This is a genomic window from uncultured Stenotrophomonas sp., assembly GCF_963519125.1.
Lineage (GTDB): Bacteria > Pseudomonadota > Gammaproteobacteria > Xanthomonadales > Xanthomonadaceae > Stenotrophomonas.
Window position 1 is genome coordinate 16,255 of sequence record NZ_CAUQLJ010000024.1, and the last position, 13,980, is coordinate 30,234.

The 13,980-nt window shown below is 66.8% G+C and carries 10 protein-coding genes and 1 pseudogene; 1 reads left to right on the forward strand and 10 read right to left on the reverse strand.

Annotation, left to right across the window (positions count from 1 at the left end):
• Positions 1 to 48 precede the first annotated feature (48 nt).
• Both secA and RYM47_RS16770 read right to left on the reverse strand, forming a co-directional pair.
• Entirely contained in the window at positions 49 to 2,781 is a 2,733-nt protein-coding gene (gene secA / locus RYM47_RS16765) for a preprotein translocase subunit SecA (RefSeq protein WP_315389365.1), read from the reverse strand.
• Between the two features lie 237 nt (positions 2,782 to 3,018).
• Positions 3,019 to 3,975: a M23 family metallopeptidase gene (locus RYM47_RS16770; protein WP_049435611.1), complete on the reverse strand. Its 957-nt coding sequence runs from the start codon at positions 3,973 to 3,975 to the stop codon at positions 3,019 to 3,021.
• Between the two features lie 12 nt (positions 3,976 to 3,987).
• Here RYM47_RS16770 and RYM47_RS16775 point away from each other — a divergent pair, with 12 nt between their 5' ends.
• A complete protein-coding gene (locus tag RYM47_RS16775; protein ID WP_315389367.1) occupies positions 3,988 to 4,416 on the forward strand; it encodes a DUF721 domain-containing protein in 429 nt (142 codons plus the stop codon).
• Positions 4,417 to 4,697: 281 nt separating this feature from the next.
• Here RYM47_RS16775 and lpxC read toward each other — a convergent pair whose 3' ends face one another.
• The 8 genes and pseudogenes from lpxC to ftsW all read right to left on the reverse strand — a co-directional run bounded on the left by lpxC (position 4,698) and on the right by ftsW (position 13,980).
• Complete coding sequence (lpxC, locus tag RYM47_RS16780; protein ID WP_315389413.1) at positions 4,698 to 5,609, reverse strand: UDP-3-O-acyl-N-acetylglucosamine deacetylase; 912 nt, start codon at positions 5,607 to 5,609, stop codon at positions 4,698 to 4,700.
• Between the two features lie 170 nt (positions 5,610 to 5,779).
• Positions 5,780 to 7,006 carry a cell division protein FtsZ gene (ftsZ, locus tag RYM47_RS16785; RefSeq protein ID WP_315389369.1) on the reverse strand — a complete coding sequence of 409 codons (1,227 nt, stop codon included), beginning with the start codon at positions 7,004 to 7,006 and terminating at the stop codon, positions 5,780 to 5,782.
• Between the two features lie 170 nt (positions 7,007 to 7,176).
• Positions 7,177 to 8,412, reverse strand: a complete 1,236-nt coding sequence (gene ftsA / locus RYM47_RS16790; RefSeq protein ID WP_005408083.1) for a cell division protein FtsA — start codon at positions 8,410 to 8,412, stop codon at positions 7,177 to 7,179.
• 62 nt (positions 8,413 to 8,474) lie between these two features.
• Positions 8,475 to 9,152 (reverse strand): annotated as a pseudogene (locus RYM47_RS16795) (cell division protein FtsQ/DivIB); the annotation flags it as partial.
• Complete coding sequence (locus RYM47_RS16800; protein ID WP_315389377.1) at positions 9,149 to 10,111, reverse strand: D-alanine--D-alanine ligase; 963 nt, start codon at positions 10,109 to 10,111, stop codon at positions 9,149 to 9,151. The pseudogene RYM47_RS16795 and the gene RYM47_RS16800, both read right to left, overlap by 4 nt.
• Positions 10,108 to 11,544 (reverse strand): UDP-N-acetylmuramate--L-alanine ligase, encoded by a 1,437-nt coding sequence (gene murC, locus RYM47_RS16805; protein WP_315389379.1) that lies wholly within the window; start codon positions 11,542 to 11,544, stop codon positions 10,108 to 10,110. Before murC ends, RYM47_RS16800 begins: the two co-directional genes overlap by 4 nt.
• 22 nt (positions 11,545 to 11,566) lie before the next feature.
• A complete protein-coding gene (gene murG, locus RYM47_RS16810) occupies positions 11,567 to 12,652 on the reverse strand; it encodes an undecaprenyldiphospho-muramoylpentapeptide beta-N-acetylglucosaminyltransferase (RefSeq protein WP_315389381.1) in 1,086 nt (361 codons plus the stop codon).
• Complete coding sequence (gene ftsW, locus RYM47_RS16815) at positions 12,649 to 13,980, reverse strand: putative lipid II flippase FtsW (RefSeq protein ID WP_315389382.1); 1,332 nt, start codon at positions 13,978 to 13,980, stop codon at positions 12,649 to 12,651. The genes murG and ftsW overlap by 4 nt, the downstream gene beginning before the upstream one ends.

Sequence of the window (13,980 nt, forward strand, 5' to 3'; positions counted from 1 at the left end):
ACCGCTGCGTCATCAAAAAAAAACCCCGCTTTCGCGGGGCTTTCTTCATCAGGTCAGCTGACCGTGGCAGTGCTTGTACTTCTTGCCACTGCCGCAGGGACACGGATCATTGCGTCCCACCTTCGGTTCGTCGCGGGAGACCTGCGCCACGCCATTGCGCTGCGCTTCCACCTCGGCCGCTTCTTCGTCGGCGCCGTAGCCGCCCACGTTCTGGTGCTGGAACTGCGACTGCAGCAGGCGCGCTTCGGCCTGCTGGCGTTCGGCCGCTTCCAGTGCCGCCACTTCCTCTTCGCTGCGGATGCGCACGCGCGCCAGCAGGGTCACCACTTCGCGCTTGACGTTCTCGAGCATTTCCGAGAACAGCTCGAAGGCTTCCTTCTTGTACTCCTGCTTGGGCTGCTTCTGCGCGTAACCACGCAGGTAGATGCCCTGGCGCAGGTAGTCCATGCGGGCCAGGTGTTCCTTCCAGCTCTGGTCGAGCACGGTCAGCATGACGTGCTTTTCCAGCGCGCGCATGGTCTCTTCGCCGACGCCGGCTTCCTTCTGCTCGAAGTGCTCGTCCACGCGCGCCTGCACCTTGTTGGCGATGGCTTCGGCGTCGAGCTCCTCGTGCTGCTTGAGCAGGCCGGTGACGTCCATCTGCAGGCCCAGGTCCGAGGCCAGGGTGGCCTCAAGGCCCGGCAGGTCCCACTGTTCGTCGATCGAGTTCGGCGGCACGAAGCGCGCCACGATGTCGAAGATCACGTCGCCGCGGATGCCGTCGACGTTGTCCTTCACCGACTCGGCGTCGAGCAGTTCATCGCGCTGCGAATAGATGACCTTGCGCTGGTCGTTGTTGACGTCGTCGAAGTCCAGCAGGTTCTTGCGGATGTCGAAGTTGTGGGCCTCGACCTTGCGCTGCGCCTTCTCGATCTGGCGGCTGACCAGGCGGTCTTCGATGACGTCGTCTTCCTTCATGCCCATCATGCGCATGGCCTTCTGCACCCAGTCAGAGGCGAAGATGCGCATCAGGTTGTCTTCCAGCGACAGGTAGAAGCGGGACGAACCCGGGTCACCCTGGCGGCCCGAACGGCCACGCAGCTGGTTGTCGATACGGCGCGATTCATGGCGTTCGGTACCGACGATGTGCAGGCCGCCGGCAGCCTTGACGGCCTCGTGGCGCTTCTGCCATTCGGCCTTGACCGCGGCCTTCTGCTCGTCGGTGGCACCTTCGCCCAGCTCGTGGATTTCCGCTTCCAGCGAACCGCCCAGAACGATGTCGGTACCACGGCCGGCCATGTTGGTGGCAATGGTCACGGCCGCCGGACGGCCGGCATTGGCGACGATGGTCGCTTCGCGATCATGCTGCTTGGCGTTGAGCACTTCGTGCTTCACGCCCGCCTTGCGCAGGTGCTCGGACAGCATTTCCGAGGTTTCGATCGAGGTGGTACCCACCAGCACCGGCTGGCCGCGCTTGGCGCACTCTTCGATGTCGGCCAGCACCGCATTGAACTTGCCCTTGCGGTTGAGGAACACCTGGTCCGGGCTGTCCTTGCGGATGGTTGGGCGGTTGGTCGGAATCACCACCACTTCCAGGCCGTAGATGCTCTGGAACTCGAAGGCTTCGGTATCGGCCGTACCGGTCATGCCGGACAGCTTCTTGTACATGCGGAACAGGTTCTGGAAGGTGATGCTCGCCAGCGTCTGGTTCTCGCGCTGGACCGGCACGCCTTCCTTCGCTTCCACGGCCTGGTGCAGGCCATCGGACCAGCGGCGGCCGGACAGGGTGCGGCCGGTGAACTCGTCGACGATGACCACTTCGCCATCGCGCACGATGTAGTCCACGTCACGCTGGTAGATCGCGTGCGCGCGCAGTGCGGCGTTGAGGTGGTGGACCACGGTCAGGTTCTGCGGCGCGTACAGGCCTTCGGTCTCGCCGTCGAGGATGCCGGCCTCGACCAGCAGCTGCTCGGCGTGCTCCATGCCCGCTTCGGACAGGTGCACCTGCTTGCCCTTCTCGTCGACCCAGAAGTCGCCTTCGCCGTCTTCCACTTCCTGCTTGACCAGGTTCGGCACGACGCGGTTGACGCGGATGTACAGCTCCGGGGAATCATCGGCCGGGCCGGAGATGATCAGCGGGGTACGCGCTTCGTCGATCAGGATGGAGTCGACTTCGTCGACGATGGCGTAGTGCAGGCCGCGCTGGTAGCGGTCGGCCTTGGACAGCGCCATGTTGTCGCGCAGGTAGTCGAAACCGAATTCGTTGTTGGTGCCGTAGGTGATGTCCGAGGCGTAGGCTTCGCGCTTGTCGCTGTGCGGCATGCCCGGGTACACCACGCCCACGCTCAGGCCCAGCCAGTTGTACAGCTTGCCCATCTGCGCGGCGTCACGGCGCGCCAGGTAGTCGTTCACGGTGACCACGTGCACGCCCTTGCCTTCCAGCGCGTTGAGGTACACCGGCAGGGTCGCCACCAGGGTCTTGCCTTCACCGGTGCGCATTTCTGCGATCTTGCCCAGGTGAAGCACCATGCCGCCGATCAGCTGCACATCGTAGTGGCGCATGCCCAGCACGCGGCGACCGGCTTCGCGGCAGACCGCGAACGCTTCCGGCAGCACCTTGTCCAGGGCTTCACCATCGGCGATGCGCTGCTTGAACTCCGGCGTCTTGGCCTGAAGCTGCTCGTCGGAAAGCTTCTCGATCTCCGGCTCCAGCGCATTGATCTTGGCGACGATGCGGTTGAGCTGGCGCAGCTGTCGTTCGTTACGACTGCCAAATACGCGGGTAAGCAGGCTGTTGATCATTGAAGGAACCGGGTTGGATGGACACGACGCCCGGCCTCCCCCTTGGGATCCGTCCGCCGCAAACGAAACAGGGCGCCTGGCGCCCTGTCGATGGCAACACCCATTGTAGCTTGGGACGGCCGGCTGAGGTTTCAAGCGTCGATCCGGTCGCGATCGCCCCGGATTCGGCAAAGAAACACGAATGCGGGGTCGGATCCCTTTCGCCACGGCGAATGGGATCCGCCCCCGGACCGGGGATCAGCCGCGGCTGACGCGGCCGACCGGCGTGTTGCCGCCGTCGCCGAGGAACTTGCGCGGGTTGACCACGTTTCCGTTCTCCCACACCTCGAAGTGCACGTGGGCGCCGGTCGAACGACCGGTGGAACCGGCCTTGGCCACTTCCTGCCCGGCACGGACCAGGTCGCCGACCTTCACCACCAGGCGCGAATTGTGCGCATAGCGGGTGACGTAGCCGTTACCGTGGTCGACGTCGACCACGTTGCCGTAGCCGCCCTTGACGCCGGAGAAGCTGACCACGCCTTCGGCCACGGCCATCACCGGGTCACCGACCTTGGCGTGGAAGTCCATGCCCTTGTGGGTGGCGGCACCGCGGCCGAACGGGTCGGCACGGGTGCCGAAACCAGAGGTCACATAGCTGTTGCGGATCGGCATGCGCGAGGGCACGGCGTTCTGCTGCAGCTGGTGGTCGAACATCAGTGATTCCATTACCGACAACTGGCGGCCTGAAGCAGCGAAGCGCTGCTCCAGCACCTGTAAGTCGGCGTTGACGTCCTTGACCGGGATGTCGCTGGTCGGGCCGCCTGCGTCACCGTCACCGAGACCGGGGGTCTCGTTGAAGTCGAACTCGCCGTCTTCCAGCTTGCCCATCTGGGTCAGCCGTTCGCCGAGGGCGTTGAGGCGGGTGGCCTGGGCCTGCAGCTCGCCGAGGCGGGCCGCCAGCGCGTTGACCTGGGTCTGCGCATCGCGCTTGACCTTGGCCAACTCCGCATCCTGGCGCTCGACCTTGGCCTGCAGCCGGGAATCATTCAGCGCGCTGGCGCCAATGCCGCCAGCAAGGCCGATAATGCAGCCTACCCCGAGCACGCTGCCCAGCAGGGCGCGGGGGCGGTCCTCGAAATAGAACCGCAAACGCGCGATGGGCGACGATTTGGCCTGTCCTTCACGCGTTTTGATTACGATCTTTTTGAATGCCATCAGTGAGTTTTCATGTCTGAGCCGAAATCCAGTGCCCGTCCTGCAACAACACCGAAACCGGCGCTGGATGCAGTCATGGATGGCAAAACCAGCAACCCGCTGCGTCGTGCCTTGTGGCTCGACGCGCTGGACCGTCAGTTGCGCCCCCATCTGCCGCCTACCCTGGCCACCCGTTGCCGGCTGGCGAATGTAAACGGCGAACACCTCATTTTTGTCGTCGACTCCGCCGTGTGGCATGCCAAGGTCCGGCTTGCCGAAGCACAGCTGATCGACGCGGCCCGTTCCATCGGGCTGAAGGTCACCAAGGTGACCGTCAAAACCGCGGCTGCCCCTCCTCCACGCTCCCCAGCGATCGACAACAGGAATGGCCCCCACGCAGTTTCAGCCGCCACGCACAAAGGGCTACGCGACGCGTTGGCTTGTCTGAAGGACGTGGACTGATCCACGACCCGCAGGCATCGGGGCGTCCCGCCCCTTCCCCGTCGTCGTCACAAAGGTGTGAATCTGGCAGGGAGCCGGCGGCCATCGTAGCCGCGCTGGGTCGACCAGTCGTTATTCTTTTATTAAATAAACGTTAAAGTTGGCCGGAAACGCGATCGGGTTCACAAAAATGTGACCACGGTACGTAGACGGTTCATTGACATCAACATCACATCCCGGCGTTGCGCCGGAATGCAGAACGGCGCCCCAGGCGCCGTTCGCATTTCAATACTTTCAACCACTTACGCGTAGGCAGGCACGCCATATACGACCGGGACGTCGCTGCTGGGGGCCTCGTAGCTGACCCACTCCCAGGCAGTGGCGTCGGCCAGCAGGGCGCGCACCAGCTTGTTGTTGAGCGCGTGGCCGGATTTGAAGCCTTCGTAGGCGCCCAGCACCTGGCCACCAGCCAGGTACAGGTCGCCGATCGCGTCGAGGATCTTGTGGCGCACGAACTCGTCGGCGTAACGCAGGCCGTCGTCGTTGAGCACGCGGAATTCGTCGAGCACGATGGCGTTGTCCATCGAACCGCCCAGGCCGAGGTTGCGCTCGCGCATGTACTCCAGGTCGCGCATGAAGCCAAAGGTGCGCGCGCGGGAGATTTCCTTGGTATAGGCCGCGGTGGAGAACTCGATCTCGGCGCGCGACTGCTTGGCCGGGATCATCGGGTGGTCGAACTGGATGGTGAAGCCGAGCTTGTAGCCTTCATAGGGCTCGAAGCGGGCGACCTTGTCGCCGTCGGTGACTTCCACCGTCTTGAGAATGCGGATGAAACGCTTCGGCGCGTCCTGTTCGGCGATGCCTGCCGACTGCAGCAGGAACACGAACGGGCCGGAGGAACCGTCCATGATCGGCAGCTCGGCCGAGGACAGTTCCACGATGATGTTGTCCACACCCAGGCCGGCCAGGGCCGACATCAGGTGTTCGACGGTCTGGATCTTGGCGTCGTTGCAGGTCAGCCCGGTGCACAGGGTCACTTCGGTGACCAGGTCGGCACGGGCGGGCACTTCCACTACCGGGTCCAGGTCCACGCGCCGGAACACGATGCCGTGATTGACCGGCGCCGGGCGCAGGGTCATGTAGACCTTGTCACCGCTGTGCAGGCCAACGCCAGTGGCGCGGATCGTGTTCTTGAGGGTGCGCTGGGGGATCATGGGGGTAACCGGGTAGCGCGCAGTCAGCGCGGCAATGACAAACAAGAATAACACGCACTACCGCGACTCCTTTCTGAACCGGAGGCGGCAGACTGCCGGGCCCATCCTGGCCCGGCAGCAAGGGACATGGAGGCGCTCACCGGGGAGGACAAGACCCCGGCTGGCGATCCTCAGTCCGCCTGGCGGCGCAGGAACGCCGGAATGTCCAGGTAATCGTTGGGCAGTTCAGCCGTGGCCGGACCCGACGACGCCGGTGCCGAAGCACCCACGGTGTCGGCGCTGGGACGACGCAGGCCCAGGCCCATGCCGCCCACGGCCTTGGAAACGGCGTCGCCGCCGTTGTCGAACTCGCCGAACTCCGGCTGGCCGGTGGTGGCGTTGCGGACCAGCTTGATCGGTGCGCGCTCGCCCGGACGCTGGGCCTTGGACGCGGCGACCCGGTTCAGGCCGGTGGCGACCACGGTCACGCGGACCTCGTCCTGCATGTCCGGATCCAGCACGGTGCCGACCACCACGGTGGCGTCTTCGGAGGCGAAGCCGTCGATGGTGCGGCCGATCTCGTCGAACTCGGCCATGGTGAAGTCGGCGCCGGCGGTGATGTTGACCAGGATGCCGTTGGCACCGGCCAGGTTCACATCGTCCAGCAGCGGGTTCTGGATCGCGGCTTCGGCAGCGGCCTGGGCACGGTCATCACCACGGGCGGTGCCGGTACCCATCATCGCCAGGCCCATTTCGGACATGACGGTGCGCACGTCGGCGAAGTCGACGTTGATCAGGCCCGGACGCACGATCAGGTCGGCAATGCCCTGCACGGCGCCCTGCAGCACGTCGTTGGCGGCACGGAAGGCCTGAATCATGGTCGCGTTGCGGCCCAGCACGGTGATCAGCTTCTCGTTCGGGATGGTGATCAGCGAGTCGCAGTGCTGGCTCAGTTCCTCGATGCCCTTCAGCGCCACCTGCATGCGGCGACGGCCTTCGAACGGGAACGGCTTGGTGACCACGGCCACGGTCAGGATGCCCATTTCCTTGGCCAGCTGTGCCACCACCGGTGCCGCGCCGGTGCCGGTGCCACCGCCCATGCCGGCGGTGATGAAGACCATGTCCGCGCCCTGCAGCGCGTCCATGATGCGCTCACGGTCTTCCAGCGCGGCCTGGCGGCCGACTTCCGGATTCGCGCCTGCGCCCAGGCCCTTGGTCACGTTGGTACCCAGCTGCAGCTGCAGCTTGGCACCACAATTCTTGATGGCCTGCGAGTCGGTGTTGGCGGTGATGAATTCCACGCCATCCACCGCCGAGTTGACCATGTGCGCCACGGCATTGCCGCCGCCGCCGCCCACGCCAACCACCTTGATCACCGCATTGGGTGCCATCTTTTCGATCAGTTCAAAATGCGCCATGTCCGTGTCCTCGTTGTATCCGCTTTGGCTGGCATGGGCATTCGGGCGTCCTGCCGTCCTGCTGCATGCCAACGTTGCGGCTGTGTGGGTTGTGTGTTGCCGGTGTTGCGTTGTGATGCGGGTACTGCGGGTACTGCGACCGGGCCAGGCCCAGTATTACGGGTTCCGCGTCAGAACTCGCCGCGGAACCAGGTCTTGAGTTTCTTGAACATGCTTCCAGCGCGCCCGGTCGGCAGCGACGGCCGGCGCGGATGCTCGATCTGGCTGCCCATCAGCAGCAGGCCCACGCCGGTGGCATGCACCGGGTTGCCCACCACTTCGCCGAGGCCGGTGACGTGCTGCGGAATGCCCACGCGCACCGGCATCTGCAGCATTTCCTCGGCCAGCTCGACCACGCCTTCCATCTTCGAAGCGCCACCGGTCAGCACCATGCCGGCGCGCACCAGTTCCTCGAAGCCGGAGCGGCGCAGTTCGGCCTGCACCATCTCGAAGATCTCCTCGTAACGACCCTGCACCGCCTGCGCCAGCGAGTGGCGCGGCATGCGACGCGGCGGGCGGTCGCCCACCGACGGCACCTGGATGCTTTCCTCGGCGGTGGCCAGCTGGGCCAGGGCGCAGGCGTAGCGCACCTTGATCTGCTCGGCTTCCGGGGTCGGCGTGCGCAGCATGTGCGCGATGTCGTTGGTCACGTGGTCGCCAGCGATCGGCAGCGAGGCGGTGTGGCAGATCGCACCCTGCACGAACACCGCGATGTCGGTGGTGCCAGCGCCCATGTCGACCAGCACCACGCCCAGCTCGCGCTCGTCGGCGGTCAGCACCGCCACGCTGGAGGCCAGCGAGGACAGCACCAGATCGTCCACCTGCAGGCCGCAGCGCTGCACGCACTTGCTGATGTTGGCCGCGGCCGACTGCGCGCACACCACCAGGTGCGCGTGCACCTCCAGGCGCACGCCGGTCATGCCGACCGGGTTGCGGATGCCTTCCTGCGAGTCGTCCAGCACGTATTCGCGCGGGATCGCATGCAGGATCTTCTGGTCGGCCGGGATCGCCACCGCCTTGGCCGCATCCAGCACGCGGTCGAGGTCGCCCCAGGTCACTTCGCCGTCGCGGATCGGCACGATCCCCGGCGAGTTCTTGCACTGCACGTGGTTGCCGGAGATCGAGGCATACACCGAGCGGATCTCGCAGCCGGCCATCAGCTCGGCCTCTTCGACCGCGCGCTGGATCGACTGTACGGTCGATTCGATGTCCACCACCACGCCGCGCTTGAGTCCGCGCGACTCATGCGAGCCGATGCCGATCACCTCGATCGGATTGCCCGGCGAGTACTCGCCGACCAGCGCGACCACCTTGGAGGTGCCGATGTCCAAGCCGACGATCAGCGATTTGTCACCCTTGCGATTCATGTCCTGTCCTGCGTGCTGTGCGCCACATTGGCCGGCGCGGCCGCGGCCGGGGTACCCCAGCTCAGCGTGAAACCATTGGTATAGCGGAGGTCGGCGCGTTCGATCGGCACCTGCTGGTTGGCCAGCTGCGGCAGCACGCGCACGAAGCGCTGCAGGCGCGAGCGCGCGTCATCGCGACCGACCACCAATTCGGTGCCGTTGCTCAACTGCAGCGACCAGCTGCCGCGCGCGTCCATGCTGACCCGGGTCACGTCGACCCCGGCCGGTGCGAACAGCGCGCGCGCGTCGTTGTACAGCGCGACCACTTCCTGGGTCTGGGTGTCCGGGCCGTCCAGGTCGGGCAGCTTCAGGTCCTGCAGCTTCTGCGGGGTGGCGAACAGCTTGCCCTGCTCGGACAACAGCCGGTCCTTGCCCCAGCGCGCGAACGGCTTGTGCTCGACCAGGGTGATTTCCAGCACGTCCGGCCACTGCTTGCGGACCTGTGCGCTCTCTACCCACGGCAGCGTTTCGATCGCGTCCTGGGCGTCCTGCAGCTTCACCGCGAAGAAGCCCGAGCGCGCATACGGCAGCACCACCTGCTGCAGCTGTTCGGCCGGGACACGCTTGAACTCGCCGTGCACGCGCAGCTTGGCCAGCGGCCAGCGTTCGGCACCAACCCAGCCGTTGAGCACCGCCACCACGGGCAGCGCTACCAGCGACAGGGCCAGCAACCAGACGAAGATGCGCAGCGCCGCGTTCATGCGTGGGCGCTCTCCACGGTCTGTTCGAGCACGCGCCAGACCAGCTCTTCAAAGCCGATGCCGGCCTGCCCGGCCGCCTTCGGCACCAGCGAATGGCTGGTCATGCCCGGCGCGGTGTTCACTTCGAGCAGGTAGAAGCGGCCGCTGGCGCGGTCGCGCATCACATCGACGCGGCCCCAGCCGCGGCAGCCGGCGGCGCGGAACGCCTCCAGCGCGATGCGGCGGATCTCGGCTTCGTCATCGCCGTCCAGGCCCGGGCACAGGTACTGCGTGTCGTCGGCAAGGTACTTGGCGTTGTAGTCGTACCACTGGCCCTTGGGCACGATCCGGATCGACGGCAGCGCCTGGTCGCCGAGGATGCCCACGGTGAGTTCATCGCCGACCACCATCTGCTCCATCAGCAGCTGGCCGTCGTAGCGCGCGGCCAGGGCCACCGCCTCGTCCAGGCCGGCTTCGTCGGTGACCCGGCTGATGCCCACGCTGGAGCCTTCGTTGGCCGGCTTGACCACCACCGGCAGGCCGAGCTCGGCCGCCTGCGCATGCACGGTTTCCGCAGTGACCTTCCGGTACTGCGGGGTCGGCAGGCCCAGCGACAGCCAGACCTGCTTGGTACGGATCTTGTCCATGCCCAGCGCCGAACCGAGCACGTCCGAACCGGTGTACGGCACGCCGAAGGCTTCCATCAGCCCCTGCACGATGCCGTCCTCACCGCCACCGTTGTGGCCGTGCAGGATGTTGAAGACGCGGTCGAAGCGCTTCTCGACCAGCGCCAGGGTCAGCGCCGGGATGCCGTCCACGGCGATCGCGTTGACGCCGCGCGCGCGCAGCGCCTCGATCACGTTGCGACCGGAATCCAGCGAGACTTCGCGTTCGCTGGAGGTGCCGCCCAGCAGCACGGCGACGCGGCCGAACAGGGCCGGGTCGGTGACGCGCAGCGGCGGGAAGACGAGCGTGCTCATTCGGTCGGACCCTCGCCAAAACCTTCAGTGGACACCAGATGGGCGACGTGGCCGATATCGCCGGCGCCCATCATCAGCAGCAGGTCGCCGTCCTGCAGGACGTCGGGCAGCACGTTCTGCAGCTCCGACGCCTGGCCGACCACGACCGGTTCGCTGCGGCCGCGCGCGCGGATGGCGCGGGCCAGCGAACGCGAATCGGCACCGGGGATCGGTGCTTCACCGGCCGGGTAGACCTCGCTCAGGACCAGCGCGTCCACTTCGGACAGCACCGCGGCGAACGCGTCGAACTGGTCGCGGGTACGGCTGTAGCGGTGCGGCTGGAAGGCCACGACCAGGCGCTGGTCCGGCCAGCCGCCACGGGCGGCGGCAAACACCGCTGCCAGCTCGCGCGGATGGTGGCCGTAGTCGTCGATCACCCGCACCTTGGCACCGGTCTTCGTGGTGACGATGCCCAGGTCATTGAAGCGGCGGCCGATGCCGGCGAAGCTTTCCAGCGCGCGCGCGATGGCGTCCGGCGCCACGCCCAGCTGCCAGCCCACTGCGGCAGCGGCCAGGGCATTGAGCACGTTGTGCGCGCCCGGCAGTGCCAGCGTCACCGGGTAGCTGCTGCCCTCCGGCAGGCGCAGCGTGAAGCGCATGCGCGGGCCGTCCTGGACCACGTCTTCGGCGCGCACGTCGGCGTGGCTGCTCATGCCGTAGCTCATCACGTGGCGCGGCGTCTGCGCAGCCAGCGCGGCCACTTCCGGGTCGTCGATGCACAGCACGGCCAGGCCGTAGAACGGCAGGCGCTGCAGGAATTCGGCGAAGGCGGCCTGCACGCGACCGAAGTCGTTGCCGTAATTCTCCAGGTGGTCGGCATCGATGTTGGTGATGATCGAGACCAGCGGGTTCAGGCGCAGGAAGCTGCCGTCGCTTTCGTCGGCCTCGGCCACCAGCCACTGGCCGCCGCCGAGCTTGGCGTTGGCGCCGGCCGCCAGCAGCTGTCCGCCGATCACGAAGGTCGGATCCAGCCCGCCTTCGCTCAGCACCGCTGCGGTGAGGCTGGTGGTGGTGGTCTTGCCGTGGGTACCGGCCACCGCGATACCGCGGCGGAAGCGCATCAGTTCGGCCAGCATCGCCGCGCGCTGCATGATCGGAATGCGCTGGCTGCGCGCTTCCATCAATTCCGGATTGTCATCGCGGATTGCGCTGGACACCACCACGCAGTCGGTACCGAGCACGTTGGCCGCCGAGTGGCCGCGCATCACGCGCGCACCCAGGCTGGCCAGGCGACGGGTCGCGGCGTTGTCGGCATTGTCCGAGCCGGACACTTCATAGCCCAGGGTCAGCATCACTTCGGCGATGCCGCTCATGCCGGTGCCGCCAATGCCGACGAAGTGCACGCGCGGGAAGGCGCGCACCAGGTCATTGGTGTCGTGAAGGCGGCGGATCATGCCCGGCCTCGCAGTGCGGTGTTCATTTGCATTCCTCAAGGATGATGTCGGCGATGCGCTCTGCGGCATCGACCTTGGCCAGCGCACGCGCGGCCACGGCCATCTGCATGCGGCGGCCGGGATGTGTGGCGAGGTCGCGCAGCACGTCCTGCAGTGCAGGGGCGAGCGTGTCGTCCTGCTTCAGCAGCACGGCCGCGCCACGCTCGACCAGGTATTCGGCGTTGCGGGTCTGGTGGTCGTCGACCGCAGCGGCAAACGGCACCAGCACGCTGCCCACGCCGACCGCGCACAGCTCGGCCAGCGTGGAGGCACCGGAACGGCACACCACCAGGTCGGCCCAGGCGAAGGCCTCGGCCATGTCGGCGATGAACGGTTCCACCTGCGCGCTGACAGCCGCGTCCTGGTAAGCCTTCAGCGCTTCGGCATGCAGCTTTTCGCCGCTCTGATGGCGCACCTGCGCGGGCACGCTGTCGCCCAGCGCGGCCAGTGCCTGCGGCACTGCGTTGTTCAGCGCGCGTGCGCCCTGGCTGCCACCGAGCACCAGCAGCCGCAGCGGACCCTGGCGGTCGGCCAGGCGCTGTTCGGGTGCGGCGATCGCGGCGATTTCGGCGCGGACCGGATTGCCGACCGCTTCCTCGCGCTGCGCGAAGCTGCCCGGGAAGCCGGTCAGCAGGCGCCGCGCGAAGCGCGACAGCACGCGATTGGTCAGGCCCGGCGCGCGGTTCTGTTCGTGCACCAGCAGCGGCAGGCCGTGCAGGCGCGCGGCCAGGCCACCGGGACCGGAGGCGAAGCCGCCGAAGGCGATCACCGCCCGCGGCTGGCGGTCGCGGATCAGGAAGCCGGCCGAGCGCACCGCGCGCAGCAGGCGCCCGGGTGCGGTCAGCAGGGCCAGCTTGCCCTTGCCGCGCAGGCCGCTGATCGCCAGCGTGTCGATATGGATGTCGTGCTGCGGCACCAGCCGGGTCTCCATGCCGCCGTCGCTGCCCAGCCAGGTCACCGGAATGCCACGCGCACGCAGCACCCGGGCCACGGCCAGGCCGGGGAAGATGTGCCCGCCGGTGCCGCCGGCCATGATCATCACCGGGCGCTGCGAAGTCGGGGCGTTCATCCCATCCTCCCCAGGGTCGGCTCAATGCGCTGCTGCATGCGGCTGGTGCCCCGCGGGGCGCTGTCGCGCTGCGACGCGGCGCGCGGGTCGCGCTCCTGCATCGCCGCCGCCACTGCGCTGGCGCTCGCACTGGCCGGCGCTTCGGTCGGCGCTGCCTCGTCCAGGTCGGCGGCGCCCATGCGCACTGCCTGGCGGCGCTCGGCCCGGTCCAGTTCATAGGACACGCGCAGCAGCAGGCCCATCGCCACGCAGGTCATCAGGATGCTCGAGCCACCCGACGAGATCAGTGGCAGGGTCAGGCCCTTGGTCGGCAGGATGCCCAGGTTCACGCCGATCGAGACGAAGGTCTGCATGCTGATCCACAGGCCGATGCCGAAGGCGATATAGCCGGAGAAGTGGCGCTTCATTTCCACGCAGCGCATGCCCAGCCAGAAGGTGCGGCCGACCAGCAGCGCGTACAGCGCCACGATCACGCAGGTGCCCAGGAAGCCGAATTCCTCGGCGGTGACCGAGAAGATGAAGTCGGTGTGCGCTTCAGGCAGGTAGTACAGCTTCTGCACCGAGTTGCCCAGGCCGACGCCGGTCCACTCGCCACGGCCCACCGCCATCAGCGCGTTGGACAGCTGATAGCCGTCGCCCTGCTGGTCGGCCCACGGGTCCAGGAAGGAGGTGATGCGGCGCATGCGGTACGGCTCGATGATCGCCAGCGCACTCATGCCGACCAGGCCGATGATCACCGGCATCGACATGCGCGGCATGTTCACACCGCCCAGCACCAGCATGCCGGCGGTGATCGCCAGCAGCAGGGTGGACGAACCGAAGTCCGGCTGCAGCAGCAGCAACAGCACCAGCGCACCGGCCACGCCCAACGGCTTGAGCATCGCCGGCCAGGTCGCGTTGACCTCGTCGCGGAAGCGCACCAGGTAGCTGGACAGCCAGACGATGTAGAGCACCTTCACCGCTTCCACCGTCTGGAACTTGGAGATGCCCAGGTTGATCCAGCGGCGTGCGCCGTTGACCGTGCTGCCCAGGCCCGGTGCGAACACCGCCAGCAGCAGCACGAAGCAGCCCAGCAGCAGCATCTGGTTGTACTGCTCGATGGACTTCAGTTCAGTGCGGGCGGCAACGACTGCCAGCACGATGCCCACCGCCAGGAAGATCAGGTGGCGGTTGAGGTAATAGAACGGGCTGCTCATCAGCGCGATCGAACTGGACGCCACCATCACCACGCCAATGCCCGTGAGCGCGATGATCGCGCCCAGCAGCCACTTGTCGTAGCTGCCTTCGATGGCTTCAAGGCGTGTTGCCTGGCGGGACAGGTCGTTCAT

What these genes read in the sequence shown, in the direction of transcription:
- secA (WP_315389365.1), bottom strand. Translation starts at nt 2,781, where the DNA reads ATGATCAACAGCCTGCTTACCCGCGTATTTGGCAGTCGTAACGAACGA.
- RYM47_RS16770 (WP_049435611.1), bottom strand. Translation starts at nt 3,975, where the DNA reads ATGGCATTCAAAAAGATCGTAATCAAAACGCGTGAAGGACAGGCCAAA.
- RYM47_RS16775 (WP_315389367.1), top strand. Translation starts at nt 3,988, where the DNA reads ATGTCTGAGCCGAAATCCAGTGCCCGTCCTGCAACAACACCGAAACCG.
- lpxC (WP_315389413.1), bottom strand. Translation starts at nt 5,609, where the DNA reads ATGATCCCCCAGCGCACCCTCAAGAACACGATCCGCGCCACTGGCGTT.
- ftsZ (WP_315389369.1), bottom strand. Translation starts at nt 7,006, where the DNA reads ATGGCGCATTTTGAACTGATCGAAAAGATGGCACCCAATGCGGTGATC.
- ftsA (WP_005408083.1), bottom strand. Translation starts at nt 8,412, where the DNA reads ATGAATCGCAAGGGTGACAAATCGCTGATCGTCGGCTTGGACATCGGC.
- RYM47_RS16800 (WP_315389377.1), bottom strand. Translation starts at nt 10,111, where the DNA reads ATGAGCACGCTCGTCTTCCCGCCGCTGCGCGTCACCGACCCGGCCCTG.
- murC (WP_315389379.1), bottom strand. Translation starts at nt 11,544, where the DNA reads ATGATCCGCCGCCTTCACGACACCAATGACCTGGTGCGCGCCTTCCCG.
- murG (WP_315389381.1), bottom strand. Translation starts at nt 12,652, where the DNA reads ATGAACGCCCCGACTTCGCAGCGCCCGGTGATGATCATGGCCGGCGGC.
- ftsW (WP_315389382.1), bottom strand. Translation starts at nt 13,980, where the DNA reads ATGAACGACCTGTCCCGCCAGGCAACACGCCTTGAAGCCATCGAAGGC.